This window comes from Klebsiella sp. JN_Kp127 (assembly GCF_040062505.1).
Taxonomy (GTDB): domain Bacteria; phylum Pseudomonadota; class Gammaproteobacteria; order Enterobacterales; family Enterobacteriaceae; genus Klebsiella; species Klebsiella quasipneumoniae.
The window spans coordinates 87,466-111,161 of record NZ_JBEAHS010000036.1; the positions used below are offsets into that span (position 1 = coordinate 87,466).

The following is a 23,696-nucleotide window of genomic DNA, read 5'->3' on the forward strand; positions in this document are numbered from 1 at the left end:
CGTTGGCTTTCCTCACTCACCCCCAGTCACTTACTTAAGTAAGCTCCTGGGGATTCTCTGCGTCGCCGCCTTTCTGCAACTCAAATTATTTTGGGTATAGACGACCTCAGATAACGATCAAACCGGCGGCAGATCGAACAGCAGGATTTCGCTATCGCTGTCGGCATGAACCGAAATCGCCTGCTCGTCCCAGATAGCCAAACCATCGCTGGTAGTGGCTTTGGTACCGTTGATGGTCACTTCGCCTTTGACGACCTGGATCCAGACGTGACGTTCCGCGGCAATCTGGTGAACCGACTGCTCATCTTTCAGCAGCGCCCAGCGATACAGCTCCATATCCTGATAGACCTTCAGCGAGCCATCCCGTGCATCCGGCGACAGCACCAGCTGTTTGCCCTGGGCGGCGTCGAAGCGGCGCTGCTCGTAGCGCGGGGTAATGCCGGTTTCTTCCGGAATAATCCAGATCTGGTACAGACGCAGACGATCGGTTTTGCTCGGGTTGTACTCAGAGTGACGCACCCCGGTACCCGCGCTCATGATCTGGAACTCGCCCGCCGGCACCTGCTCTTTGTTGCCCATGCTGTCCTGGTGCTCCACCGCCCCTTCCAGCACATAGGTCAGGATCTCCATATCTTTATGCGGGTGGGTACCGAAGCCCTGACCGGCGTCGATGACGTCGTCGTTAATCACCCGCAGGGCGGAGAAGCCCATAAAGTTCGGGTCGTAGTAGTTGGCGAAAGAGAAAGTATGCCAGGAATCCAGCCAGCCATGGTTAGCGTGGCCACGTTCGTTCGCTTTGCGTAAGTAGATCATGTTGCACCCCCATATGTTTTCGATGGAGTCAGTGTGGACCCATTTCGCCGACGATCATAGAGGGTGAAAATTGACTCCTCTGTTCAAAAAATATGAACAAGCGCAGAGGAGCCGCTTAGGCTTATTTCACCAGAGTAATGGTGGCCGGTGAGGGCTGCTCAAAGCCGCGCTGCAGGATCTCCATATTGGTAAGAACGTCAGATTCCTTGACGTAATTTGGCTGGCCGTTGACGAGGGTGTCGTACAGCGCGTCGTAGACCCGGCCATAGTCGCCGCTCTCCAGCGGGACCGCTTCGCGCACCGTCTCCCCTGCCTCGTTGACATACACCAGCTCGCCGACGCTGTCGTCCGCGCCAAAGCCCGGCTCGCCCGGCATGATATTGGCTTTCAGGCTGGTCTCCTGCTGGTCGATACCATATTTCACAAACGAGCCTTTATGGCCGTGGACGATGAATTTCGGGTAGTCGATCTGCACCAGGTGGCTGGTCTTAACGATGGCCTTCAGATCGCCGTAGAACAGCTGGGCCTCAAAGGTATCATCCGGGTTAGCTTTGTTGCGCAGCGAGCGCAGATCGTAAGCGACATGGTCCGGGCGGCCGAACAGCGAAATAATCTGGTCCAGGGTATGCACACCAAGGCCATAGAACTCGCCGTTTTGCGGGCCGCCGGGGTTGGTCTCCGCCAGCGGACGGTAGTTGTCAAAATGGCTTTCGATCTCCACCAGTTCGCCAAGTTTGCCGCTCTCAATCACCTTTTTAGTGGTCAGGAAGCAGGAGTCGAAGCGGCGGTTCTGGTAGGGCGTCACCGTCAGGCCTTTGCTGTTCGCCAGCGCAAACAGGGCCTTGGCTTCCTCCAGCGTCGGGGTGAACGGCTTTTCCACCAGCACGTTTTTCCCCGCCTCCAGCGCCTTTTTCGCATAGTCAAAATGGCTGTCGGCATGGGTGCAGACCACCACCAGCCTGACCTGCGGGTCGTTTAATACTTCATCGAGATCGCTGGTGAAATGGATGTGGGAATACTGCGGCGCCTGCTCCTCGGGCTTCGCCCGACGGCGATAGATGTGCGCCACCTGCCAGCGGTCCTGGCGGTGTAACACGTAAGGAAGATGGTAGCGGGTGGTGCTTTTGCCGAAGCCAATAAATGCGCAGTGCAGAGTCATAACGCTGTCCTTAGTTAATGAGCTACCTTCAACCATAGCGCAAGCCGGGACATGACTTCATCCTCTCAGTCCGTTTTCCGTGAAGATTCGTCAAAAAAATAGGTCTCGTACCATCCATACGTAATTATTAATAACTCATTGATTAACAACAGATTAAATCGACATTTTTCGGTTAAATATCTTGATCTCAATGGCGAAACTGCGGATAAGTGGAGGGCAAACCAGGACGTTGCTGATGACTAACGGAGTAGCCAGCCGCTACGGATGGACAAACAGTATCTCGCCTTAAACGGCGCCCTTTTTTTCTGGCTTCTCGCGCTGATCGCCTGGTCTGTCGATGCGATCGTGCCGGCGCGCCTGGCGGCCGCCTGCGCACTGGTCGCCTTTCTCCTCCATAGCCAACGGAACAAAATTAACGCGATGTTTATTAAGAAAAATAAAACGGAACCTCAGACGTCAGAAGTGGCCACGCCTCCGGCAAACAACCCAGAATCCCAGGCGGTCGCCAGCAAAAAACAAGAGACTACAGTCATCGCCAGCGGGGTGCATTTAGTCGGCAATATTGTCGCCAGCGGCCATGTCTATATCCACGGTCAGCTTACCGGCAACATTGAGGCGAAAGAACATCTGATTAAGGTGATGCGTGAAGGTCAGGTCGAGGGCAACATCAGCTGCCGTGAGCTGATTATTGATGGCAAGGTTCAGGGCCAGTGCCGCGGCGACAGCATCACCATTGAGGAGCACGGCAATCTGGATGGCACCCTCGCCTATCGCTCGCTGGCGATTAAAAAGGGCGGCCAGTTCACCGGCAGCGCCGAGGTGCTGGCCGCGGCGGAAAGCAAAAGTCATCTCATCGGCCTGGTTGCGGAAGACGGCGTGATGTCCGCCAGGCCGCAAAGCGCCTGAGGTTGCAGCAAAAAAAAAGCCAGCACCCGGCTGGCTAAAGTAATACTGGAAGCAATGTGAGCAATGTCGTGCTTTCAGGCTTTCCGCAAGGGTCTTCCTGAATGCAGGACAATAATAATCATTCTCATTCGCACTTGTCTATCTTTTTTTTGCAAAAAACGGCATTGACTCCCCGGCTGCCGTCAGAGATGGTGAAGGAGAATCAACCACCAAAAAGAGGACAAGGGAATGAGTGACATAGTGATACGCCATGCCGAACCGCGCGATGCTGAACCTTTACGTATGCTGATGGCGCACCCGGAGGTCTATCATGACACGCTACAGATCCCTTACCCCGCCATGGAAGCCTGGCAGGAGAAGCTACAGCCCAAACCTCATACCTTCCATCTGGTGGCGACGCTGGACGATCGGGTTACCGGGCATCTGTCGCTCCATGTCGAACCGCGCCCTCGTCGCAGCCACGTGGCGACCTTTGGCATGGCGGTTGCCGCCGGCCATCAGGGGCGCGGTATCGGCAGCGCGCTGATGCGCGAGATGATCGACCTGTGCGATAACTGGCTGCGCATTGACCGCATTGAGTTGACGGTGTTCGCCGATAACAAGCCGGCGATTGCGGTATACAAAAAACACGGATTTGAGATCGAAGGCACCGGCAAGCGTTACGCGCTGCGCAACGGTGAATATGTGGATGCATATTATATGGCGAGAATGAAGTAGCATGTTGCCGGGTGGCGGCTTCGCCTTACCCGACCTACGTTCGTGCAGTGGTTGGCCCGGTAAGCGCAGCAGCGCCACCGGGCAACATATCAATACCCCGCCGTTAAATCATCCGGCGAACGCGGGTCGGAGGCGCCATACAGCATCCCGTCCGGCCCCACCATAATGCTCTGAGTGCTGCCCATCGCCTCTTTCAGCGCCACTTTCTGCCCTTTCGCCTCCAGGAGCTTCAGGGTATCCGGACTAAAGCCTTTCTCCACCCGCAGCTCATCCGGCAACCATTGATGATGGAAGCGCGGGGCGTTGGTGGCTTCTGCGACGTTCATCCCGAAATCGATGGTATTGACCACCATCTGCAGCACAGTGGTGATGATCCGGCTGCCGCCCGGGCTGCCGGTCACCAGCCAGGTTTTGCCGTCTTTCACCACAATGGTCGGCGACATCGACGACAGCGGGCGTTTTTTCGGCTCCACCGCATTGGCGTCGCCGCCCACCAGGCCATAGACGTTAGGTACGCCGGGCTTCGCCGAGAAATCATCCATCTGGTTATTCAGCAGAATGCCGGAGTCCCCCGCCACAATGCCGGTGCCGAAGGTGGTATTCAACGTATAGGTCACCGCCACCGCATTGCCGTCTTTATCGACCACCGAGAAGTGGGTGGTCTGGTTGCTTTCATAGGGCGCCAGCTTGCCCGGGCGGATCTGGCTGGAAGGCTTCGCCTTATTGACGTCGATCTCGGCGGCAATCGCTTTGGCGTAGGCTTTGCTGGTCAGCGCCTGCCACGGCACTTTGACGAAGTCAGGGTCGCCGAGATATTCAGAGCGGTCGGCATAGGCGTGTTTCTCCGCCTCCGCCATCACCTGCATAGCGTCGGCGCTGCCAAAGCCATATTTCTGCAGATCGAAATTTTCGAGGATATTGAGGATCTGCACGATGTGGATCCCGCCGGAGGAGGGCGGCGGCATAGAGTAGATCTCATACCCGCGATATTCGCCACTAATCGGCGTGCGCTCCACGGCCTTATAGTTAGCGAGGTCGGCTTTGGTGATAAGCCCGCCGTGCTTTTTCATCTCGTCCGCGATCTGGTCGGCAATAGCGCCTTTATAGAAGGCATCCGGACCGTGCTCGGCAATCAGCTCGAGGCTTTTCCCCAGGTTCTTCTGTACCAGCCGGTCGCCCTTCTTCAGCGGCTCGCCGTTCTTCCAGAAGATCGCTTTACTGTTTTCGTGCTGCGGGATCACTTCGCTGCCGTAGGTCTTCAGATCGTCCGCCAGCGCATCGTTAACAATAAAGCCCTCTTCCGCCAGCTTGATTGCCGGGCGGATCACTTTGTTCAGCGGCATGGTGCCGTATTTTTCCAGGGCAAGAGAGAAGCCCGCCACGCTGCCTGGCGTACCGGAGGCCAGATGCGAGGTGAGCGATTTTTTACTGTCCGGGTTACCCTGGTCGTCGAGGAACATGTCGCGGGTGGCCTGCTCTGGCGCCATTTCGCGGAAATCGATCGCCGTAGTCTTGCCGTCTTTCGTCCGCAGCATCATAAAACCGCCGCCGCCGATATTCCCCGCCTGCGGATGAGTGACCGCCAGCGCGTAGCCAACCGCCACCGCCGCATCGACGGCGTTGCCGCCCTGGCGCAGAATATCCACCCCGACGCGGGTGGCCAGCGCATCCACCGAGGCCACCATGCCCTGCCGGGCGCGCACCGGGTGGAATACATCCTCCTCTACGCCATAAGAGACCGGCGGCGGCGGCGGTGGACTGGCGGCGACGGTAAAACTACCGCCCGCCAGCAACGCAGCGATGACCACCTGACGCCAGATTGTTGTTTTTATCATTGTCTTACTCCTGATAGGTAGGTTTCATTCCCCGCTTAAGCCTGGTTGATAACTCCTAAAAAATCATTGTTATGGCGGATTCGAGGTACACTTAAGTGATCCCACGCACGGGAGGAGAAAACCATGAAAGCGATGTTATTTCTGGCGGCGCTGATGCCGCTCGGCGTTTTAGCCCAGCCAATCAATATTGATAACAACCCCAACCAGCCGGGTTACGTGGTCCCCAGCCAGCAGCGCATGCAAAATGAGATGAAGGTGCAGCAACAGCAGCAACAGAGCATGCTGAAGCAGAATCTGAACAATCAGACTCGCTCCCAGCAGCAGCATCTGCAAAACCAGCTGCAGACCAATCAGCAGCGCGCGGCGCAGGGCGGGAATCTCAATCCGCCGCAGCAGGTGCTGCCGAACAACAACGGAGGGATGCTGCGGCAGACCAACCCGTAAAGGCCAGCCGCCGCGCAGCGGTTATTAAGGCTGGAAATGGGGCCCGATGACGTCAATGGCATCGGTGCAGATGCAGTCTACGCCCCAGCGCAGCAGCTCGGCGGCGCGCTGGGGTTTGTTAACGGTATACACCAGGATATGCAGGCCGGCCTGTTTCAGGCTTGCCACCCGCCCGGCGTCCAGCAGCTTGTGGTTAAGGTGAATGGAGACGCAGCCCAGCCGGGTGGTCAACTCCCGCCAGTCCTCACGCCACTCATCCAGCAGCAGCCCACGCGGTAGCTCGGGGGCGGCTTCCTGCGCCGCTTCCAGGGCATCGATTTCAAACGACGACAGCAGCGGCGCGGCCATTCCCGCCCACAGCTCCCGCGCCGCCAGGGCCACCACGTTGCCGGTCTGCGGCCCAAGGCCGGTGGTCGGTTTAATTTCGATATTCGCCATCATGCCGTGACGGCGGCAGCGCTCCGCCACCTGGGAGAGCAGTGGCAGCGGCTCGCCCTTAAATTCACGGCTGAACCAGCTACCGGCATCCACCTTCAGCAGATCGTCCCATGGCAGCTCCCCCGCCACGCCCCAGCCGTTGCTGGTGCGTTCGAGATTATCGTCATGCAGCAGAAAGATCTGCCCGTCCTTTGACAGCTTGGCGTCAAATTCAATCATCGTGTGCCCGTAGCGAGCGCCGACGTCGATAGCCGCCAGGGTGTTCTCCGGCGCCAGTTTACCGCCGCCGCGATGGGCGACGATACGGGGATAAGGCCAGTTACTCATGCGCGTTGTCCTGTTTCACCATCAAAGAGGTGCAGATGTTCCAAAGGCAGATGCAGCCATAGCGTGCTGCCTGCCGCCGGGCGCTGCTGGTGCGGCAGTCTGACCACCAGCTTCTGTTCGCCCCAGCGCCCGTGGGCAAGGTTATCGGCGCCTAAAATTTCCAGGGAGTCCATCAGCAGCGGAATGCCGCCTTGCGCCTGCGAGCTTAAGATAAAATGCTCCGGGCGGATACCGAGGGTCATTTTACGCCCGGCGTGGCGCCGGTGCTCATGATTCGTCGGCAGCTGGATGCCGCCCGCCAGCTCAAAGCGACCGCCGTCATCGCTGATGCGCCCTTCCAGCAGGTTCATGGCCGGGCTGCCGATAAAGCTCGCCACAAAGCGGCTGGCCGGCTTCTCATACACTTCCACCGGGGTGCCGATCTGCTCGGCAACGCCTTTATTCATCACCATCACCCGCTGAGCGAGGGTCATCGCCTCCACCTGATCATGGGTAACGTACAGCGAGGTGGTTTTCAGGCGGCGATGCAGCTGCTGCAGCTCAAGACGCATCTGCACGCGCAGCTTGGCGTCGAGGTTTGACAACGGTTCGTCGAAGAGGAATACCGCCGGGTCACGCACGATGGCGCGGCCCATCGCCACGCGCTGGCGCTGGCCGCCGGAGAGCTCGCGCGGACGGCGCTTGAGCAGGCCGTCCAGCTCAAGAATACGCGCCGCCTCCTGCACCCGCTCGGCGATCAATCCCTTACCCATGCCGCGGATCTTCAGCCCCCACGCCATGTTCTCTTCCACGCTCATATGCGGATAAAGGGCATAGTTCTGGAACACCATGGCGATGCCGCGATCCTTCGGCTCCATCTCGGTGACCCGCTTGCGGTCGATCCAGATATCGCCGCTGGTCACCCGCTCCAGTCCGGCGACCATCCGCAGCAGCGTTGATTTCCCGCAGCCCGACGGGCCGACCATGACGATAAATTCCCCGTCCGCCACGTCCAGCGTCAGCGGTTGAATCACCTGGGTTTTGCCATCCCAGCTTTTGCTTACTGCCTGTAGTTTTAAACCAGCCATTTTATTTCTCACTATCGACCAGGCCACGCACAAATGCGCGCTGCATGGCTAAAACGATGACAACCGGCGGGATCAGGGTCAGCAGCATCGCCGCCATCACCTGATTCCACTGGGTAGTGCCTTCGCCGGTGGCGATCATGCCTTTGATGCCGGCGACGGCGGTGCCAAGATTCACATCCTGAATAATCAGCAACGGCCACAGATACTGGTTCCAGCCGTAGATAAAAGTGATGACGAACAGCGCCGCGAGGTTGGTTTTCGACAGCGGCAGCACGATGTCGCGAAAGAAGCGCATCGGCGAAGCGCCATCGATACGCGCTGCTTCAATCAGCTCGTCCGGCAGGGTCATAAAGAACTGGCGGAACAGGAAGGTGGCGGTGGCCGAGGCCATTAGCGGCAGCGTAAGCCCGGCGTAGCTGTCGAGCATGTTGAGATTGGCGATCACTTCCACCGTCGGGAAAATACGCACCTCGACCGGCAGCATTAGCGTGATAAAAATCATCCAGAAGAACAGGTTACGCAGCGGAAAGCGGAACCAGACGATGGCGAACGCCGACAGCATCGACACGACGATTTTGCCCACGGTAATGGCGAACGCCATGATGAAGCTGTTGAGCATCATCAGCCAGAACGGCGCGCTGTTGACGCCAACGCCGTTCACCCAGATGGTCTTCATGTTCTCCAGCAGATGTCCGCCGGGGATCAGCGTCATCGGCGTTTCGAACACCGATTGGTTATCCAGCGTCGCCGCCACGAAGGCGACGTACAGCGGGAATAAAATGACGGCGATGCCCAGAATCAGCATGGTGTGGCTGAAAATCGTCAGCCCGCGACGGTTCTCAATCATTGGTAACGCACCTTACTTTCAACGTAACGGAACTGCACCACCGTCAGGATAATGACGAGGAACATCAGCACCACCGACTGCGCGGCGGAAGCGGAAAGATCGAGCCCGGCGAAACCTTCGCGATAGATTTTGTAAATCAGGGTGGTAGTCGCCTGCACCGGGCCGCCGGCGGTGGCGGCATCGATCACCGGGAAGGTGTCGAAGAAGGCGTAAACCAGGTTGACCACCAGCAGGAAGAAACTCACCGGCGCAATCAGCGGCAGCGCCAGCCTGAAGAAGCGGCGGATTGGCCCGGCGCCGTCGATAGCGGCAGCCTCAACCAGCGAACGCGGGATCGACTGCAGCGCGGCGAAGAAAAACAGGAAGTTGTAGCTTATCTGCTTCCATACCGAGGCGAAGACCACCAGGAACATCGCCTGGCCGCTGTTCTGCGCGTGGTTCCAGTCGTAGCCCAGCTCGCCGAGGAAATGGGTGATCAGCCCGCGCCCGGGGTTAAAGAGGAAGATCCACAGCACCGCCGCCACCGCGGGAGCCACGGCATACGGCAGCAGCATCAGGGTCTGATAGAAGCGGCTGCCGCGTACCACGTAGTCGACCAGCGCAGCGAAAAAGAGCGAAATAAGCAGGCCGCTGACGGTCACCAGGGCGCTGAATTTGATAGTGGTCCAGAACGAGTCCAGATAGTACGGGTCATGGAACAGCGCCACGAAGTTATCCAGGCCGACAAACTGGCTGGACAGGCCAAACGGATCGACGCTCTGCAGCGAATACCACAGCGCTTCGCCCGCGGGCCAGATAAAGAAAATCAGCGTGATAATCAGCTGCGGCGCGACCAGTACATAGGGCAGCCAGCGCGAGCGGAATACCGGACGGGATGATGACATTGAGATTGGTTTCCTGAACAATGCCGGGTGGCGGCTACGCCCTACCCGGCCTACATAAGGCACATCGTAGGCCCGGTAAGCGCAGCGCCACCGGGCAAGTTACAGATTACGATTTGGTCGCTTGTTCGAAGCGGCGCAGCAGCTGATTCCCACGCTGAACGGCGGAATCCAGCGCCTGTTGCGGGGTTTTCTTGCCGGTCCACACGCTCTCCAGCTCTTCATCGACGATGGTGCGGATTTGCGGCATGTTGCCCAGACGCAGGCCTTTGGTGAACGGCAACGGCGGCTTGTTCAGCATCTGGCGCGTGGCGATATCGGCGCCCGGGTTCTTATCATAGAAGCCCTGCTGGCGGGTCAGATCGTAGGCCGCGGTGGTGATCGGCAGATAGCCGGTTTTCTGGTGCCATTCGGCGGCATTTTCCGGTTTGGTCAGGAAGTCGAGGAACTTCGCCACGCCGGTGTAGGTCTCTTTGTCTTTACCCTGCATCACCCACAGGCTGGCCCCGCCGATGATGGCGTTCTGCGGCGCGCCTTTCACGTCGGCATCGTAGGGCATCATGCCGACGCCGTAGTTAAATTTGGCGTACTGGCGGATATCGGCCAGCGAGCCGGACGAGGCAGTGGTAATGGCGCAGTCGCCGTTATAGAACTTTTCGGTGGACTCGTCTTTACGCCCGAAGTAGCTGAAATCGCCCTTCTTGTTCATCTCTTCGAGCAGCGCGATATGCTTCACCTGCTCCGGCTTGTTGAACTCAAGAACCGCGTCGGTGCCGTCAAAGCCATTGTTTTTCGTCGCCACCGGCAGACCGTGCCAGGCGCTGAAGTTCTCAATCTGGATCCAGCCCTGCCAGCCGCTGGCGTAGCCGCACTTCATTCCGGCGGCTTTCAGCTTCGCGGTGTAGGCCGCCAGATCCTGCCAGGTCTTCGGCGGCTGCTCCGGATCTAAGCCGGCTTTTTTGAAGGCGTCTTTGTTGTAGTACAGCACCGGCGTGGAGCTGTTAAACGGCTGGGAGAGCAGATGGCCGGTTTTCGAATCGGTGTAATACCCGGCGACCGTCGGCACAAATTGCGATTCATCAAACGTGATGCCCGCCTCGCTGAACACCTGGTAGACCGGCTTAATGGCTTTTGACGCCATCATGGTGGCGGTACCCACTTCATACACCTGCAGGATCGCCGGCGCGTTGCCGGTACGGAAGGCGGCGATACCGGCGCTCAGGCTCTGTTCATAGTTGCCCTTGTATACCGGAACGATTTTGTAATCAGGATTGGCCGCGTTAAAGCGTTGCGCCAGAGAATCCACTTCTTTACCCAGTTCGCCTTCCATTGAGTGCCAGAACGGGATGGTGGTAACCGCCAGGGCCTGACCGGCAAAAGCCAGGCTCAGCGCCAGTCCTAAAGCTGTATGTCGTAACGATATCATCGTTTATCTCTCTTGTTGTGCCGGATGCGCGATTTCACGCGTTTTATGCTCGCGGGGTAACATGACATGTTCGAATTACAGAAAAATAACTTTTTTATTACAAAAAAAAGATAGTAACGGGTCAGAGAGATGACAAGCCGATGAAAGGACGGGGGAAGTAAAGTGGGAGCTGAGACACGGATAATAGTTGTGCGATCGGCTCCCGGGGTCGGCGCAAGCGCCTCACCCGGGCTACAAACCGGCGAAGTGAATGACGCCGGGTTGCGATGAATTAACCGCCGAGATAGGCGCTGCGCACCGCCTCGTTGGCCAGCAGCGCGTCGCCGGTATCCTCCAGCACCACGTGGCCGTTCTCCAGCACGTAGCCGCGATCGGCCAGCTTCAGCGCCTGGTTGGCGTTCTGCTCAACCAGGAAGATAGTCATCCCCTGCTCGCGCAGCTGCTCGATGGTATCGAAGATCTGCTGAATGATGATCGGCGCCAGCCCCAGCGACGGTTCATCCAGCAGCAGCAGACGCGGCTGGCTCATCAGGGCGCGGCCGATGGCCAGCATCTGCTGTTCGCCGCCGGACATGGTGCCGGCGCGCTGGATATGGCGCTCGTGCAGACGCGGAAACAGCTCATACACCCATTTGATGCGGGTCTGGAACTGATCGCGGTCGGCAAAAAAACCGCCCATCGCCAGGTTCTCTTCCACCGTCATTCGCGAAAAGACGCGCCGCCCTTCCGGGACGATCGCCACCGCCTCGCGCATGATCTTCGCCGTCTGCCAGTCGGTAATATCCTTACCGTCAAAGACAATACGCCCGCTGGAGGCGCGCGGATCGCCGCACAGCGTGCCGAGCAGGGTGGTTTTCCCCGCGCCGTTGGCGCCGATAAGCGTGACGATCTCGCCCTGTTTGATATGCAGGCTGACGTTGTGCAGCGCCTGAATCTTGCCGTAGTGGGCGCTGACGTTGTCAAAAGTTAACATCGCGTTTTCCATCTTATGCCTCACCAAGGTATGCGCGGATCACGTCCGGGTTATTACGAATCTCTTCCGGCGTCCCGTTGGCCAGCGGTGTCCCCTGGTTCACGACGTAGATGCGATCGGAAATGCCCATCACCAGCTTCATATCGTGTTCGATAAGCAGGATGGTGGTGTTGTGATGGTTACGCAGCTCGGCGATAAGCTCGTCCAGCTCTTTGGTCTCTTTCGGGTTCAGCCCCGCCGCCGGTTCATCGAGCATTAGAATTTCCGGCTGGGTCACCATGCAGCGGGCAATCTCCAGCCGGCGCTGGTCGCCATAGGCCAGGTTGCTGGCCTGCCGGTTAGCGTGCTCCAGCAGGCCGATACGCTCAAGCCAGGTGGCCGCGCGGTCCAGCGCTTCGCTCTGCGCCCGACGGAAGGCCGGCGTTTTCAGCAGGCCGGAGAAGAGCCCGGTTTTCAGCTGCTGATGTTGCGCCACCAGCAGGTTTTCAATCACCGTCATTTCGCGGAACAGGCGCACGTGCTGGAAGGTCCGCACCACGCCCATCCGGGCAATCTGCTGGCCTGGCAGCCCTTCCAGATGCTGGTCGCGCAGCAGAATGGTGCCGCCGGTGGGCTTGTAAAAACCGGTCAGGCAGTTAAAGACGGTGGTCTTCCCGGCGCCGTTGGGGCCGATCAGCGAGACGATCTCGCGCTCTTTGAGCTCCAGCGACACATTGTTGACGGCCAGCAGACCGCCGAAACGCATCATCAGGCCGCTGACGGATAATAATGGCTGACTCATGCCTGCTCTCCTTTCGCCTGACCGTTTTTCAGCTTCAACTGCACGCGCGTCATTGGCAGAAGCCCCTGCGGACGCCAGATCATCATCAGCACCATCAGGCCGCCGAGCATTAACATGCTGTATTCGTTAAAGTCACGCATCAGCTCACGCGACACCACCAGCAGAATAGCCGCCAGGATCACCGCAAACTGCGAGCCCATCCCGCCCAGCACGACGATCGCCAGTACAAAGGCGGACTCGGCGAAGGTAAAGGATTCCGGGCTGACGAAGCCCTGGCGCGCGGCGAAGAGCGTCCCGGCGAAGCCGGCAAACGCGGCGCTGATGGTAAAGGCGGTCAGCTTGATGCGCGTCGGGCTCAGGCCCAGCGAACGACAGGCGATCTCATCTTCACGCAGCGCTTCCCACGCCCGCCCCAGCGGCATCCGCAGCAGGCGGTTGATAACGAACAGGCTCAGCACCACCAGCAGCAGCGCCACCAGATAGAGGAAAATGACCCGGTCGGAGGGATCGTATTTGACGCCGAAGAAGTTGCTGAAGGTATCCCAGCCGCCTTCGCGGGCGCTGCGGCTGAATTCGAGGCCAAAGAAGGTCGGTTTCGGGATCTGGCTGATGCCGTTTGGCCCGCCGGTGATTTCGGTATTGTTGAGCAGCAGAATACGCACGATCTCGCCGAAGCCTAAGGTCACGATCGCCAGGTAGTCGCCGCGCAGACGCAGCACCGGGAAGCCAAGCAGGAAGCCAGCCGCCGCGGAGACCAGGCCGGCCAGCGGCAGACAGGTCCAGAAGCCGAGACCGTAATAGTGGTTCAGCAGCGCGAAGGTATACGCGCCGATGGCGTAGAACCCGCCGTAGCCCAGGACCAGCAGGCCGGAAAGGCCGACCACCACGTTCAGCCCAAGGCCGAGAATGATATAGATCATCGTCAGGGTGGCGATATCCACCGTACCGCGCGACACCATAAACGGCCAGGCCACGGCAATCACCAGCAGGGCTATCAGGAACAACTTCTGCTTCACCGTCGAGCCGTCAATCGCCGGCATAATAAACTTCGGCCCGGAGACGTTCTTAACCGCTTTCTGGAACAGCGGCCGCAGCAGCTGGAAGAAAAAGACCACCGCGGTGCCGATGAAGATCCACTGCCAGCGAATATCGGCGGCGGTATCCACCACCAGTTTGGTGCCGTTCAGCTCCAGCTGCACGCCCATAAAGACGCCCGCCAGAATGAAGAACATCGCAGCAGAGAGCAGCGCCATTGCAATTTGCATCGGTTTCATACTTTTTCCACCTCCGGGCGGCCCAGAATGCCGGTCGGCATCACTAACAGCACCAGAATCAGCAGCGCAAAGGAAACCACATCCTTATATTCGGTGCTGAGATAGGCAGAAGAGAGCGCCTCGGCAATACCCAGGATCAGGCCGCCGATCATCGCGCCGGGGATACTGCCGATACCGCCGAGCACGGCGGCGGTGAAGGCCTTCATCCCGGCCATAAAGCCGATGTAGGGGTTAATCACGCCGTAGAACTGACCCAGCAGCACGCCCGCCACCGCCGCCATCGCTGCGCCGATGACAAAGGTCAGGGCAATGACGCGATCGGTGTTAATGCCGAGCAGGCTCGCCATTTTCAGGTCTTCGGCACAGGCGCGGCAGGCGCGCCCCATCCGCGAGTAGCGAATGAACAGCGTCAGGGCCAGCATGGCGATAAAGGTCACCACCCAGATCACCAGCTGCATGGTGGTGATCGTCGCGGAGAAGCTGTCGCTGTGGCCGACGACCCACTGGCCGTTAAACAGGCTCGGCAGCGCCACGTCGCGGGAGCCCTGGGTCAGGCTGACGTAGTTCTGCAGGAAGATAGACATCCCGATAGCGGAGATCAGCGCAATCAGACGCTTGGAATTACGCACCGGCCGATAGGCCACGCGCTCAATGCTCCAGCCGTAGGCGCTGGCAATCACAATGGCGCCCACGAAGCCGGCGGCGACCAGCAGCCAGCTGGTGTCGATACCCATCATCATCAGCGCGGCGATGATCATGAAGGAGACATAGCTGCCAATCATGTAGACCTCGCCATGGGCGAAGTTGATCATGCCGATAATGCCGTACACCATCGTATAGCCGATGGCGATCAGCGCGTAGGTACTGCCCAGCGTGACGCCGTTAAACATCTGCTGCAGAAAATAGAGAAACTGCTCGGACATAAGGTAACCTTTTTCAAACCGCCCGCGGCTCGCGGGCGGAGGGATAACTCATCTTCAGCGCTTATTTCGCCGCGCTCGAAGAGCCGTCGGCGTGCCACTGGAAGACACCAAACTCAAATCCCTTCAGATCGCCTTTTTCATCCCAGGTCAGCGGCCCAATCACGGTTTTCGCCCCGTGCGCTTTCAAATCTTTGATTAAATCCAGCGGCTGCTGGCTGCCGGTTCTGTCCATCGCCTGCGCCAGCGACTGAACCGCGGCGTAAGTGATCCAGACATACGGCCCGCTCGGATCTTTCTTCTCCGCTTTCAGCGCGTTGACGATGGCGCTGTTGGCAGGGTCCTGATCGTAGCGTTTTGGCATCGTCACCAGCATCCCTTCCGCCGCGGCGCCCGCGATATTGGACAGCGAGGCGTTGCCGACCCCTTCCGGCCCCATAAACACGGTTTTCAGCCCCACGGAGCGCGCCTGGCGCAGCATCTGCCCCATTTCCGGGTAGTAACCGCCGTAGTAGACGAAGTCGATGTTCTCTTTCTTCAGGCGCGCCAGCAGCGCGGAGAAATCTTTCTCGCCCGCGGTGATGCCGTCAAAGAAGACGATGTTGGCCCCGGCTTTTTTCAGGTTGTCCTGCACCGAACGCGCCAGCCCTTCGCCGTACTGCTGCTTGTCATGAATGATGGCGATACGCTGCGGTTTGACGTTCTCGACGATATATTTCGCCGCGGTCGGCCCCTGCGAGGAGTCGAGGCCGGCGGTACGCATGATGTACTGATAGCCGCGCTGGGTCAGCTCCGGGTTGGTCGCTCCCGGGGAGATCATCAGGATGCCTTCATCCTCATAGATATCGGAAGCCGGCTGGGTGGAAGAGGAGCACAGGTGGCCGATAACGTACTGAATACCGTCGTTGACGATTTTGTTGGCCACCGCGACCGCTTGCTTCGGATCGCAGGCGTCGTCATATTCGACGGCCACCAGCTTGTCGCCCTTAATACCGCCGCTGGCGTTGATGTCTTTAATCGCCTGACGCGCGCCGTTGAACTCCATGTCGCCCCACTGGGCCACCGGACCCGACATCGCGCCGACCACGGCGACCTTAATATCCTTGGCCATCGCCGCGTGCGACATCGCTAATGCGACAATGCCCGCGACGATGGTTTTCGCGTTCCTTTTCATGCTGCAGAACCCCGTTCGTGATGTGGTGTAAATGTTTTGTATTTTTATGGTTAAAAAGCATTCTGTGCTTTTATTAAACAACGCCATTTTTACCATTGAGTTTAATGGTTTAGCGCAGCTTTTCACTAAAAAACAGATTAAAATCTCTATTTTTCAGTCGATTAAGCAAAGATAATATTCTGTATTTTGCTGAAGATAAACAAAAAAAGTCCATGCGGCAGCATAAAATAACGATACATAAGGCGGAATAAAACGCTGCACATTAGGTTAAAATCCTGCTTATTTTTCGATCCATGACGGATTGCGCTACCCCAACAACGCCAGGAAAACGAATCCCCTGATGTATGCGCAAAAAACAGCGCTCCGCCAGACAGCAATTTTGGGTACACTGGCGCCTCTGTTTTGCACTGGACTTGCCGCCCATGAAACTGACTATTATCCGTTTACAGCACTTCAGCGATCAGGATCGCATTGATCTGGGGAAAATCTGGCCGTCGCAGGATCTGTCGACGCTGACCCTGGATGAAAACCATCGTCTCTATGCCGCCCGTTTTAACGAGCGCCTGTTGGGCGCTGTGCGCGTTACCCTGCGCGGCGTCGAAGGTGAGCTCAGCGATCTGTGCGTGCGTGAAGTGACCCGCCGCCGCGGCGTCGGGCAATATTTAGTGGAAGAGACATTGCGTGATAACCCGGCGATCAATAGCTGGCGCGTCGCCGACCGCGGGGTGGAAGACCGCGGCGTGATGGCGGCCTTTATGCAGGCGCTCGGCTTTAGCGCCCAGCAGACCGGTTGGGAAAAGCATTAAGCCGTAGCCCCAATAAGCGGAGCATGGCCAAGGAAAAACCCGGCGGCGCTTCGCTTAGCCGGGCTACCTGGCAACTATAGCCCAGGTAAGCGCAGCGCGAGCGGGCGCAGACAACGCATTTGCAGCGTGAAAGGCGCCCACCCATTTAACCCAGCATTTCGCGTTGCAAAAAGGCGTCAAGACCCGACATCCCCGGGCGCTTACATCAGTAAGTGACCGGGGTTGAGGGGCGCAGACAACGCATTTGCAGCGTGAAAGGCGCCGGTTAAATTATTTGGCGTCGGTCGCCGTACCGTTAGCATGCCAGGTAAAGACACCGAACTCGAAGCCTTTCAGGTCGCCTTTCTGATCCCACGACAGCGGGCCCATCACGGTGTCTACCGTCGCGCCTTTCAGGTATTTAGCGATTTCCGCCGGATCGTCAGACTGATTCAGGCCCGCCTGCAGCGACTGCAGCGCCGCGTAGGTGGTCCAGACGAAGGCGCCGCTCGGATCCTGTTTCTTCGCCTTGATCGCATCCACGATCGGTTTGTTCGCCGGCACCTGGTCGTAGTTCTTCGGCTTGGTCACCAGCAGGCCTTCCGCCGACTCGCCGGCGATGTTAGACAGGGAGACGTTCGCTACGCCTTCCGGGCCCATAAACTGGGTTTTCAGACCGGCAGCGCGGGCCTGACGCAGGATCTGGCCCATTTCTGGGTGGTAACCGCCGTAGTAGACGAAGTCGATATTCTCTTTCTTCAGGCGCGCCACCAGAGTGGAGAAATCTTTCTCACCGGCGGTGATCCCGTCGAAGAAGACCACGTTCGCCCCGCCTTTTTTCAGGCCATCCTGCACCGCACGGGCCAAACCTTCGCCATACTGCTGTTTGTCATGCACGACTGCGATACGCTGCGGCTTCACTTTGTCGAGAATGTATTTCGCCGCGGTTGGTCCCTGGTCGGAGTCCAGACCGGTGGTGCGCAGGATCAGCTTATAGCCGCGCGCGGTCAGCTCCGGCGCGGTCGCAGCGGGGGTGATCATCAGAATGCCTTCGTCTTCATAGATGTCAGACGCCGGCTGAGTGGAAGAGGAGCACAGGTGGCCGATAACGTATTTGATCCCGTCGTTGACCACTTTGTTGGCGACCGCTACCGCCTGTTTCGGGTCGCAAGCGTCATCATATTTTACGATCTGCAGCTTATTGCCCTTAATGCCGCCCTTCGCGTTGATATCCGCTACCGCCTGCTCGGCGCCGGTAAACTCCTGATCGCCGTACTGGGCCACCGGGCCGGACATCGCCCCGACTACCGCGATTTTGATATCTTCCGCCAGCGCCGCGCTGCTCATAACTAAGGCAATACATCCTGCCAGTAACGCTTTACCCTTCATATTCATCCTGAGGCTCCCCATTATTATGGTTTTTGCATTTGTTGTGATGTTGTTTGTTAGCGCATTATTTTGTTTATATCGATAGGAAAAGCATATGATAGCTAACCAACCGGGGGCTGCTCGCGCTTTTGCAGCACACTATGCTAAACATACCGTCATTCTGAGGAATTTGAAACGACTAAATTGCGGGCTATGTAACAGATAAGTGACAAATAAAAAAACCGCGCCAGCATGAACCGGACGCGGTGCAAAACAGGCCCTGATTACCAGCCAGCGGGCAGGTAGCCTACCGCGGACGCTACCGCGTAGACGGCGCTGCAAAGATACAACAACACAATGAAGCATTGGATAAGCGGATGGGTCATCCAGGCCGGACAGGTCCAGCCCGGCGTCAGGTCGCCACGCTGGCGGGCGCCCTTGAGCATCAGGATCGGCATAATCGATAAAATAACGCCGCTGAACACCCCGGCAAAATAGAGCGCGTTGACGAAAGAGACCATACCGCTGTAGGCCAGCGCGAACGGCGGGATCGCCACCACCAGCAGCACCATCAAGCGGCGGGCGGGCTGTTCATCATTCCCCAGGCGGAACTGATCGAAGATATTGGTCAGGAAGCTGCCGCCCAGTCCCCAGTAGGAGGTCAACATCGCGCACAGCGCAAACAGGTTGGCGGAGAAGAAGGCCCATTCGCCAAGCGCCCTGCCCCAGGAGATGGTGGCCACATCCGAAATATTGTCCAGGCCATTAAGCGAGATCACCGACAGCGGCACCAGCGCCAGCAGGGTAAAGGTCAGCGCCATACCGACCATAATGGCTTTAGGCAATTTTTCCGGTTTGTCGGCGAAGCCTCGCGCCATTTCCGGGACGATATACTGTGCCGAGAAGCAGAACGCCACGACGTTGAAGACCGGAACCATATACAGCCAGTTGCCGTCGAGCAGATAGCCCACGCGGGTGGTCTCTTTCAACAGCGTGGCAATCACCAGCACCGAGATCATCACCACCATACCGATGCTGATAAATTTCTCGCCGCGGCCGATCGCCTTCAGCCCCAGATAAAGCACCCCTGCCGCCGGGACGAAAAACAGCACACTGCCCAGCGCCGGCGAAATGCCAAACAGGGAGTAGAGCAGCTTGCCGCTGCCGGTCATATAAGCCGTCAATGCGCCGACGCTGTTGACGCAGACGGAGAGGAACATCATCAGCGCGCCAAAGCCGCCGACGTAGCGCTTTGATAATCCGCTGAGCTGCAGATGTTTACGCGTGCGGAGCGTAGATTCCGCGACATAGAGCATGGTCACCGTGGTCAGGCTGCCCACCAGCACCAGCCAGAACAGCAGCGGTAAGAAGCCCGCTTTGCTTGACGCATAGGCGATGGAGAGGACACCCGCGCCGATATTGGTACCGACAATCATCGATACCCCTTCGACGAAGCTCAGAGATTTTGCAGGGACAGCCGTACGTTCCCGGCCGGTGAGGACGGGAGAAAAGGTGGAGTTTTCAGACATAATACTTTCCGTTTTACTCCGGCGGTTTTCTCCGCCGGAAAAAAGGTGATATCAGGGTGATAAACCACTCACGCTGAGCATGAACAGCCGGCTGCGGCTTCCTGTTTCTGTTCGGCTTCCCTGCCGCCGCAGCCCACCGGGGAGACGTTAGCTCTTCAGTACGCGCGCCAGAATATCCAGCGCTTTCGAGAACTGGGCGTCCGGAATCGTCAACGGATAGAGGAAGCGGATCACGTTGCCGTAGACGCCGCAGCTCAGCAGCAGCAGGCCGTTCTCCTGCGCTTTCTGTTGCACCTGGCGGGTAAACTCCGGCGACGGCTCGCCAGTTTGCGGATCGTTAAACTCCACCGCCACCATCGACCCCCGACCGCGGACATCGACAATCGCCGGACAGGTGGCGCGCGCCTGGTTGAGCACTTCCTGCAGATGGCTACCCAGCTGTTCAGCGCGCTGGCACAGCTGCTCTTCAGCAATCACATCCAGCACCGCGTGCGCCGCGGCTACCGCCAGCGGGTTACCGGCATAGGTTCCGCCCAGGCCGCCTGGCGCAGGGGCATCCATCACCTCGGCGCGACCAACGACGCCCGACAGCGGGAAACCGCCGGCGAGGCTTTTCGCCATCGTCATCAGATCCGGTTTCACATCATAGTGCTGCATGGCGAACAGCTTGCCGGTACGGGCGAAACCGGTCTGCACTTCATCGGCGATCAGCAGAATGCCGTGGGTATCGCACAGATCGCGCAACGCCTGCATGAAATCGGCTGGCGCGACGTTAAAGCCGCCTTCTCCCTGGATCGGCTCGAGGATGATGGCCGCGACCTGATCCGGCGCAATATCCGCTTTGAAAATGCGCTCCAGGCTTTTCAGCGCATCCGCGGTGGAGACACCGTGCGCCGCATTCGGGTAGACACCGTGATACACCGAGCCCGGGAAGGGGCCGAAGCCAATTTTGTAGGGCGCGACCTTACCGGTGAGCGCCATGGTCATAAAGGTACGGCCGTGGAAGCCGCCGCCGAAAGTAATCAGCCCCGGACGGCCGGTGTAAGCGCGGGCAATTTTCACCGCGTTCTCGACCGCTTCCGCGCCGGTGGTGAAGAAGGCCGTTTTTGCCGGCCCGTCAATCGGCGCCAGATCGTTGATACGTTCCGCCAGCGTGACATAGCTTTCGTACGGCACAATCTGATAGGCGGTGTGGGTGAACGCCTGCAGCTGGTCAGCGACCGCGGCAACCACCTTCGGATGACGGTGACCAGTATTTAACACGGCGATACCGGCGGCGAAATCGATCACCTCATTGCCTTCGATATCCCACAGCGTGGCGTTCTCCGCCTTCTCGACAAAGTAGTTACACATTACGCCTACGCCGCGCGGCGTCGCCTGCTGGCGACGTTGATTCAGTTCTGAGCTTTTCACCTGCGAATCTCCTGTCGTGTATGTCACGTTATCGCAACAAATTAGAAACGATGTCGTTTATTTACACAGGAGTTGGCCCTATAATCGAGTACCAATTTTGAATATCTGAGGGATCCAATTGCGTTCGCTGGTGGGTGACCTGGTGCTGGTCCGTCTGCAGGAAGAGCGCGACCCTCTTCTGCACAAACGCTTATACAACGCGCTTCGCCGCGCGATCCTTGACGGTTCGCTGGCGCCGCAAAGCCGCCTGCCGCCGTCGCGGGACCTGGCGGGAGAACTCGGCGTATCAAGAAACACCATATTAACAACTTATGAACAATTACTGGCGGAAGGATATGTGGTTTCCCGTCGGGGAAGCGGAACATTCGTTGCCCAAACCGCGCCTGAAAGTTCATTGACCGCTAAGGGGAAGCGGGAAAACAGCAGTATCGCGACATCGACGGCGCACCTTTCACGCCGTGGCCAGCACCTGCTCGGCCAGGTCAGCGCCAGCCCACGCCAGTGGGGAGCGTTTATTCCCGGCGTACCGGACGTTAACGCCTTTCCCCATCCGCTGTTCAGCAAGATCCAGGCCCGCATCAGCCGTCGGCCAAAGCCGGAGCGGCTCAGCTACAGCTGCAACGGCGGTACCCCGGAACTGCAGCAGGCGCTGGTGGATTATCTGCGGGTATCGCGCGGCGTCCACTGTCAGGCAGATCAAATTCTTATCACCGAGGGGATCCACCAGGCGATTGACCTGGTCACTCGCATGCTGTGCGACAACGGCGATCTGGCATGGGTGGAGGAGCCTTCCTACTGGGGCATTCGCCATGTGCTGGCGATGAACGACGTCCGGGCGGCCCCCATCACCGTCGATGCCAATGGGCTGTGCCCGCCGGAAACGGTTGACGATGCGCCGCGGCTCATCTTCGTCACCCCCTCTCACCAGTATCCGCTGGGCGCGGTGATGAGCCTTGAACGCCGTCAGCGGCTGCTGGCGCTCGCCCGCCAGCAGGGCAGCTGGATCGTCGAAGATGATTATGACAGCGAGTTTCGCTTTTCCGGGCAGCCCATCCCCGCCCTGCAGGGGCTGGTGGCCGATGCGCCGGTGGTCTATGTCGGCACCTTCAGCAAGACGCTCTATCCCGGCCTGCGCCTGGGCTATGTGGTGATCCCCCGCCCGCTGGTCAGCGATCTGAAGCACGCCCACGCCGAGCTTTATCGCGGCGGCCATTCGCTGATCCAGATGGCGCTGGCGGAGTTTATTACCGCTGGTCACTACTCGGCGCATATCCGCCGCATGCGGCTGCTCTACAGCCGTCGTCGCGCCTTTTTAACCGAGCTGATTCAGCGGCACTGTATGCCCGACGCCCTGTCGGACTTCAGCGATAATGCCGGACTGCATTTGATCCTCAATTTACCGGAGGAGGCTGACGATGTGGCGATCGCCCGCGAGGCCAATGCGCGCCACATTCTGGTGCGGCCGCTCTCGCGCTACTACCTGACGGCGGCGCGTAAGAAAGGATTATTGATGGGATTTGCCAGCCAGCCCGAGGAGCAGATGGCGCCGGCGTTCAGCGTGCTGATAGGCTGCCTGCGGATGCACTGTCCAGAGGTACTGCTGCCCATGGATGGCGCAGAAAAACAAAACGCCCCAACCTGAGGTGGGGCGTTATCGGGGTGCCTGGCGTCAGGCAGGGGTGGCGTATCAGGCTTCGATCGCGGCACGCAGTTTTTTCATGGCGTTCTTTTCCAGCTGACGCACGCGCTCTGCGGAGACGCCGTAGCGGTCAGCCAGCTCCTGCAGCGTGGACTTGTTGTCTTCGTCCAGCCAGCGGGCGCGGATGATATCCTGGCTACGCTCGTCCAGGCCCTGCATCGCGTCAGTCAGCTTATTCGCCGCCTGCTCTTCCCAGTTGTCGTCTTCGATGCCGTCGGCAAAGTTTGACGTTTTGTCCTGCAGATAAAGAACCGGCGCCATCGGCTGGCTGTCGGATTCATCGTCCGACGACATGTCGAACGTCATGTCCTGGGCCGCCATACGGGATTCCATCTCGCGGACGTCTTTGCTCGACACGCCCAGCTCACGGGCCACCATTTCCACTTCATCCTGGTTGAACCAACCCAGACGCTGTTTGGTTTTACGCAGGTTAAAGAACAGCTTACGCTGTGCTTTGGTGGTAGCGACCTTCACGATACGCCAGTTGCGCAGCACGTATTCGTGAATTTCGGCTTTAATCCAGTGCACGGCGAAGGAGACCAGGCGCACACCCACTTCCGGGTTGAAGCGACGCACGGCTTTCATCAGGCCGATATTGCCTTCCTGGATCAGATCCGCCTGCGGCAGGCCATAGCCCGAGTAGTTACGAGCAATGTGAACAACAAAGCGCAGGTGAGACAGAATCAGCTTTTTCGCTGCTTCCAGATCGCCCTGGTAATGCAGCTTTTCAGCAAGCTCCCGCTCTTCATCAGCCGACAGCATCGGCCAAGTGTTAGCGGCCCGGATGTACGATTCCAGGTTACCAACGGGGGCTAAAGCTAAAGTTTGCATTTCTTTGGTCATTCAAATCCTCTCAATTGATATCTTCTGACGTGGTCTTGTCCCCATCAGGCAACAAGCATGCCAGCATTCATGAGCAA

Annotated in this window: 22 protein-coding genes; 5 read left to right on the forward strand and 17 right to left on the reverse strand. The window is 58.5% G+C overall.

Features of this window, described 5'->3' with window-relative positions; translation table 11 throughout:
• Positions 1–117: 117 nt before the first annotated feature.
• On the reverse strand, positions 118–813 hold the full coding sequence (locus tag ABLV04_RS13380) for a pirin family protein (RefSeq protein ID WP_117050331.1): 696 nt from the start codon (positions 811–813) through the stop codon (positions 118–120).
• Between the two features lie 121 nt (positions 814–934).
• The gene (locus tag ABLV04_RS13385) at positions 935–1,972 is read right to left on the reverse strand and encodes an oxidoreductase (protein ID WP_180266252.1); all 1,038 of its coding nucleotides are present in this window, start codon (positions 1,970–1,972) and stop codon (positions 935–937) included.
• A gap of 264 nt (positions 1,973–2,236) precedes the next feature.
• On the opposite strand from ABLV04_RS13385, the gene ABLV04_RS13390 reads away from it, so the two are divergent.
• Both ABLV04_RS13390 and yhhY read left to right on the forward strand, forming a co-directional pair.
• A complete protein-coding gene (locus tag ABLV04_RS13390; RefSeq protein ID WP_180266251.1) occupies positions 2,237–2,878 on the forward strand; it encodes a polymer-forming cytoskeletal protein in 642 nt (213 codons plus the stop codon).
• Positions 2,879–3,118: 240 nt separating this feature from the next.
• Positions 3,119–3,595: an N-acetyltransferase gene (gene yhhY / locus ABLV04_RS13395; protein ID WP_072421083.1), complete on the forward strand. Its 477-nt coding sequence runs from the start codon at positions 3,119–3,121 to the stop codon at positions 3,593–3,595.
• A gap of 89 nt (positions 3,596–3,684) precedes the next feature.
• Here the strand turns inward: yhhY and ggt are convergent, their stop codons facing one another.
• Complete coding sequence (gene ggt / locus ABLV04_RS13400) at positions 3,685–5,430, reverse strand: gamma-glutamyltransferase (RefSeq protein WP_023291221.1); 1,746 nt, start codon at positions 5,428–5,430, stop codon at positions 3,685–3,687.
• A 123-nt stretch (positions 5,431–5,553) separates the two neighbouring features.
• Here ggt and ABLV04_RS13405 point away from each other — a divergent pair, with 123 nt between their 5' ends.
• On the forward strand, positions 5,554–5,874 hold the full coding sequence (locus tag ABLV04_RS13405) for a DUF2756 family protein (RefSeq protein WP_023291222.1): 321 nt from the start codon (positions 5,554–5,556) through the stop codon (positions 5,872–5,874).
• Between the two features lie 24 nt (positions 5,875–5,898).
• Here the strand turns inward: ABLV04_RS13405 and ugpQ are convergent, their stop codons facing one another.
• The 10 genes from ugpQ to livK form a co-directional block, all read right to left on the reverse strand.
• Positions 5,899–6,639, reverse strand: a complete 741-nt coding sequence (gene ugpQ / locus ABLV04_RS13410; RefSeq protein WP_110238273.1) for a glycerophosphodiester phosphodiesterase — start codon at positions 6,637–6,639, stop codon at positions 5,899–5,901.
• Entirely contained in the window at positions 6,636–7,706 is a 1,071-nt protein-coding gene (locus tag ABLV04_RS13415) for a sn-glycerol-3-phosphate import ATP-binding protein UgpC (RefSeq protein ID WP_023291224.1), read from the reverse strand. The genes ugpQ and ABLV04_RS13415 overlap by 4 nt, the downstream gene beginning before the upstream one ends.
• Position 7,707: 1 nt before the next feature.
• Positions 7,708–8,553 carry a sn-glycerol-3-phosphate ABC transporter permease UgpE gene (gene ugpE, locus ABLV04_RS13420; protein WP_008806976.1) on the reverse strand — a complete coding sequence of 282 codons (846 nt, stop codon included), beginning with the start codon at positions 8,551–8,553 and terminating at the stop codon, positions 7,708–7,710.
• The gene (gene ugpA / locus ABLV04_RS13425) at positions 8,550–9,437 is read right to left on the reverse strand and encodes a sn-glycerol-3-phosphate ABC transporter permease UgpA (RefSeq protein WP_032454247.1); all 888 of its coding nucleotides are present in this window, start codon (positions 9,435–9,437) and stop codon (positions 8,550–8,552) included. Before ugpA ends, ugpE begins: the two co-directional genes overlap by 4 nt.
• Before the next feature lie 106 nt (positions 9,438–9,543).
• The gene (gene ugpB, locus ABLV04_RS13430) at positions 9,544–10,860 is read right to left on the reverse strand and encodes a sn-glycerol-3-phosphate ABC transporter substrate-binding protein UgpB (RefSeq protein ID WP_032454248.1); all 1,317 of its coding nucleotides are present in this window, start codon (positions 10,858–10,860) and stop codon (positions 9,544–9,546) included.
• Between the two features lie 271 nt (positions 10,861–11,131).
• The gene (livF, locus tag ABLV04_RS13435; protein ID WP_109232738.1) at positions 11,132–11,845 is read right to left on the reverse strand and encodes a high-affinity branched-chain amino acid ABC transporter ATP-binding protein LivF; all 714 of its coding nucleotides are present in this window, start codon (positions 11,843–11,845) and stop codon (positions 11,132–11,134) included.
• A gap of 1 nt (position 11,846) precedes the next feature.
• A complete protein-coding gene (gene livG, locus ABLV04_RS13440; RefSeq protein ID WP_023291227.1) occupies positions 11,847–12,614 on the reverse strand; it encodes a high-affinity branched-chain amino acid ABC transporter ATP-binding protein LivG in 768 nt (255 codons plus the stop codon).
• A complete protein-coding gene (gene livM, locus ABLV04_RS13445) occupies positions 12,611–13,888 on the reverse strand; it encodes a branched chain amino acid ABC transporter permease LivM (RefSeq protein WP_004202111.1) in 1,278 nt (425 codons plus the stop codon). The genes livG and livM overlap by 4 nt, the downstream gene beginning before the upstream one ends.
• Positions 13,885–14,811, reverse strand: coding sequence for a high-affinity branched-chain amino acid ABC transporter permease LivH (gene livH, locus ABLV04_RS13450; protein ID WP_002920807.1), 927 nt, complete (start codon positions 14,809–14,811; stop codon positions 13,885–13,887). Before livH ends, livM begins: the two co-directional genes overlap by 4 nt.
• Positions 14,812–14,872: 61 nt before the next feature.
• Positions 14,873–15,982: a high-affinity branched-chain amino acid ABC transporter substrate-binding protein LivK gene (gene livK / locus ABLV04_RS13455; protein WP_048298510.1), complete on the reverse strand. Its 1,110-nt coding sequence runs from the start codon at positions 15,980–15,982 to the stop codon at positions 14,873–14,875.
• 422 nt (positions 15,983–16,404) lie between these two features.
• Between livK and panM the strand changes: the two genes are divergently transcribed.
• On the forward strand, positions 16,405–16,788 hold the full coding sequence (gene panM / locus ABLV04_RS13460; RefSeq protein WP_023291228.1) for an aspartate 1-decarboxylase autocleavage activator PanM: 384 nt from the start codon (positions 16,405–16,407) through the stop codon (positions 16,786–16,788).
• Between the two features lie 270 nt (positions 16,789–17,058).
• Here panM and livJ read toward each other — a convergent pair whose 3' ends face one another.
• The 3 genes from livJ to ABLV04_RS13475 form a co-directional block, all read right to left on the reverse strand.
• A complete protein-coding gene (gene livJ, locus ABLV04_RS13465; RefSeq protein WP_002920812.1) occupies positions 17,059–18,162 on the reverse strand; it encodes a branched chain amino acid ABC transporter substrate-binding protein LivJ in 1,104 nt (367 codons plus the stop codon).
• 257 nt (positions 18,163–18,419) lie between these two features.
• Positions 18,420–19,664: an amino acid permease gene (locus ABLV04_RS13470; protein ID WP_180266249.1), complete on the reverse strand. Its 1,245-nt coding sequence runs from the start codon at positions 19,662–19,664 to the stop codon at positions 18,420–18,422.
• Positions 19,665–19,811: 147 nt separating this feature from the next.
• Complete coding sequence (locus ABLV04_RS13475) at positions 19,812–21,077, reverse strand: 4-aminobutyrate--2-oxoglutarate transaminase (protein WP_023291230.1); 1,266 nt, start codon at positions 21,075–21,077, stop codon at positions 19,812–19,814.
• 118 nt (positions 21,078–21,195) lie between these two features.
• On the opposite strand from ABLV04_RS13475, the gene ABLV04_RS13480 reads away from it, so the two are divergent.
• Positions 21,196–22,719 (forward strand): PLP-dependent aminotransferase family protein, encoded by a 1,524-nt coding sequence (locus ABLV04_RS13480; protein WP_180266248.1) that lies wholly within the window; start codon positions 21,196–21,198, stop codon positions 22,717–22,719.
• Between the two features lie 45 nt (positions 22,720–22,764).
• Here the strand turns inward: ABLV04_RS13480 and rpoH are convergent, their stop codons facing one another.
• Positions 22,765–23,619, reverse strand: coding sequence for an RNA polymerase sigma factor RpoH (gene rpoH, locus ABLV04_RS13485; protein WP_002920815.1), 855 nt, complete (start codon positions 23,617–23,619; stop codon positions 22,765–22,767).
• Positions 23,620–23,696 lie beyond the last annotated feature (77 nt).

Coding starts and splice junctions, on each gene's coding strand:
- ABLV04_RS13380 (WP_117050331.1), bottom strand. CDS start 813: ATGATCTACTTACGCAAAGCGAACGAACGTGGCCACGCTAACCATGGC.
- ABLV04_RS13385 (WP_180266252.1), bottom strand. CDS start 1,972: ATGACTCTGCACTGCGCATTTATTGGCTTCGGCAAAAGCACCACCCGC.
- ABLV04_RS13390 (WP_180266251.1), top strand. CDS start 2,237: ATGGACAAACAGTATCTCGCCTTAAACGGCGCCCTTTTTTTCTGGCTT.
- ggt (WP_023291221.1), bottom strand. CDS start 5,430: ATGATAAAAACAACAATCTGGCGTCAGGTGGTCATCGCTGCGTTGCTG.
- ABLV04_RS13405 (WP_023291222.1), top strand. CDS start 5,554: ATGAAAGCGATGTTATTTCTGGCGGCGCTGATGCCGCTCGGCGTTTTA.
- ugpQ (WP_110238273.1), bottom strand. CDS start 6,639: ATGAGTAACTGGCCTTATCCCCGTATCGTCGCCCATCGCGGCGGCGGT.
- ABLV04_RS13415 (WP_023291224.1), bottom strand. CDS start 7,706: ATGGCTGGTTTAAAACTACAGGCAGTAAGCAAAAGCTGGGATGGCAAA.
- ugpE (WP_008806976.1), bottom strand. CDS start 8,553: ATGATTGAGAACCGTCGCGGGCTGACGATTTTCAGCCACACCATGCTG.
- ugpA (WP_032454247.1), bottom strand. CDS start 9,437: ATGTCATCATCCCGTCCGGTATTCCGCTCGCGCTGGCTGCCCTATGTA.
- ugpB (WP_032454248.1), bottom strand. CDS start 10,860: ATGATATCGTTACGACATACAGCTTTAGGACTGGCGCTGAGCCTGGCT.
- livF (WP_109232738.1), bottom strand. CDS start 11,845: ATGGAAAACGCGATGTTAACTTTTGACAACGTCAGCGCCCACTACGGC.
- livG (WP_023291227.1), bottom strand. CDS start 12,614: ATGAGTCAGCCATTATTATCCGTCAGCGGCCTGATGATGCGTTTCGGC.
- livM (WP_004202111.1), bottom strand. CDS start 13,888: ATGAAACCGATGCAAATTGCAATGGCGCTGCTCTCTGCTGCGATGTTC.
- livH (WP_002920807.1), bottom strand. CDS start 14,811: ATGTCCGAGCAGTTTCTCTATTTTCTGCAGCAGATGTTTAACGGCGTC.
- livK (WP_048298510.1), bottom strand. CDS start 15,982: ATGAAAAGGAACGCGAAAACCATCGTCGCGGGCATTGTCGCATTAGCG.
- panM (WP_023291228.1), top strand. CDS start 16,405: ATGAAACTGACTATTATCCGTTTACAGCACTTCAGCGATCAGGATCGC.
- livJ (WP_002920812.1), bottom strand. CDS start 18,162: ATGAATATGAAGGGTAAAGCGTTACTGGCAGGATGTATTGCCTTAGTT.
- ABLV04_RS13470 (WP_180266249.1), bottom strand. CDS start 19,664: ATGTCTGAAAACTCCACCTTTTCTCCCGTCCTCACCGGCCGGGAACGT.
- rpoH (WP_002920815.1), bottom strand. CDS start 23,619: ATGACCAAAGAAATGCAAACTTTAGCTTTAGCCCCCGTTGGTAACCTG.